At 63.3% G+C, this 2,159-nt stretch carries 1 protein-coding gene and 1 pseudogene; both read left to right on the top strand.

What is annotated here, in order from left to right; translation table 11 throughout:
• Positions 1-368: pseudogene (locus tag EN893_RS30340) on the top strand (serine kinase); the annotation flags it as partial.
• A gap of 8 nt (positions 369-376) precedes the next feature.
• Positions 377-2,159: ABC transporter ATP-binding protein (locus tag EN893_RS30335; protein ID WP_164901250.1), on the top strand; the 1,783-nt coding region annotated here is incomplete at its 3' end.

The following is a 2,159-nucleotide window of genomic DNA, read 5'->3' as shown; positions in this document are numbered from 1 at the left end:
GGGAAGCGGAAGTGCGGCCGCAAGTGCATCCGGCGATCGACAAGATGCAGCATCGCCTGAACGGTGACTTTTCGGGCGACAAGGTGCCGGCGACCAGGATCTATATCCTCAAGCGCGGCGAAGGGGCTGGCATCACGCCCTTGCCCGCCATTGCCGCCCTGCCGGCCATCATCAAATTCTCCTATGTGACGCGCTTCGGCCGCGCGGCCCTCCCCGACGACTTCGCGGCGGCGCATCTTCGGCAATGTTCATGGATTGCCAACCATATCGGCGTGCGGCGGCTGGAAGTCCCGACGGGCCTGGACAGGATCGGTGAAGCCGTGGAACTGATCGAAAAGGATCTGTCGGCTGGCAGCCGGCGGTCGTAAGCGCAACCATGTCGAAGCCCCCAACCCTTCGCCTGTCGCTGTTTCGAGAAATTGCCGCATTCGGCGCCGCCATTGCCCGGATCGGCGGCCGGCGAACATGGACGGCGCTTTTCTTCCTCATCCTCGGCAGCCTGACCGAGGGCATCTCCATCCTGCTGCTCATCCCGCTGCTGCATCTGGTCGGACGCGCCGACCAGGATTTCGCTGTTCGGCTGCCCAACAATGATTTCGTGCGCTGGCTGGTGCCTGACGGCACGCTGCAACTGACGACCGTGCTTTGCATGCTGGTCGGGCTTGTTGCAGCGCAGGCGGCGTTCAATCGCTTCAAGTCGGTCTACATGGCCAAATTGCTGTTCGATTTCGTCAACCGCGTTCGCATGAACCTGTTCGAAAGCATCGGCAAGGCGCGCTGGGGCGTTTTTACCCGCATGCGCAGTTCCGACCTCGATCATGCCCTGACCGGCGACATCGACCGCGTCCAGGGCGCGGCGTTCTCACTGCTGATGCTGGTGCAGATCGCCGTTCTTCTGGCTGGCTATCTCCTGGTTTCCATGTTCATCTCGCCGGTCATGACGCTGTTTGCCGTCGTCATCGGCATGCTGATGTTCGTGGCGCTGCAGCCCTTCCGGACACGGGCCACTGCCTTCGGCCGTGTGCTGACCGCCAATCGACAGGATCAGTACCGGACGGTCTCGGAATTTCTCGGCGGCATCAAGGTGGCCAAGAGCCTGAACGTCGAGGACAGCTATTTCGCGCAGCTGCGGTCGACGCTTGAGAAGATGAAGGCCGACAACATCGACTATGTGCGCAACAGCACCATCGGCACCGCGGTATTCCAAGTGGCGAGCGTGGTGGGCCTGAGCCTGTTCATCTATGTGGCTTTGGTTCGCTTCAACCTGTCGCTGGCCGAGATCGTCGTCCTGCTCCTGGTCTTCATGCGCATCGCGCCGCGCTTCATGGACATGCAGACGCAAGCCCAGCAAGTGCTGATCAACCTGCCCGCCTTTACGGCAATGCGCAGCCTGCAGGCACGTTTCGATGCCGAACGCGAACCAGGCCATACCGAGTTCGCCGACGCCGGGACACTCTCCCTCAATACGGGATTGAATATTCGCGGTGTCTCCTTCGCCTATGGAGATGCTGGCGACAAGGTGGTGGTGAGCGGCATCACCTTCGGCCTGCCGGCCGGCAAGGTCACCGCCCTGATCGGCCCGTCCGGATCGGGCAAGAGCACGATCGCCGATATGCTGCTTGGCCTGCTGGAGCCCACCACCGGCATGATGCTTGTCGACGGCGTCGAGATTGATGCCAGCAATCGCCGTCGCTGGCGCGACCAGGTGGCCTATGTGCCGCAGGACGTGTTCCTCCTGCACGACACGATCGCGGCGAACCTGCGCCTTGCCGCGCCACGGGCCAGCGATGGCGACCTGTGGGCCGCGCTGCATCAGGCGCACGCCGGCGAGTTTGTCGAACGGCTCGACCTCAGGCTCGAGACGGTGGTCGGCGATCGCGGCGTGCGGCTCTCGGGCGGCGAACGCCAGCGCATCGCGCTCGCGCGCGCGCTGCTGCGCAAGCCGTCACTGCTCATCCTGGACGAGGCGACCAGCGCGCTCGACTGGCAGAACCAGTCGCTGATCGCCAGGTCGATCGACGGATTGCGCGGCACGATGACGATCCTGACCATCGCGCACCGGCCGTCGATGATTGCCTTCGCCGACTGGGTGGTGGCGATGGAAAACGGCCGTATCGTCGAGGTCGGCCAATATCAGCGGCTGAAGGAAAAAACCGGCA

This window comes from Mesorhizobium sp. M7A.F.Ca.CA.004.04.2.1, from assembly GCF_004022825.1.
GTDB lineage: Bacteria > Pseudomonadota > Alphaproteobacteria > Rhizobiales > Rhizobiaceae > Mesorhizobium.
The sequence above is the reverse complement of the archived record's forward strand: the minus strand, read 5'-3'. Positions and strand labels throughout refer to the sequence as shown.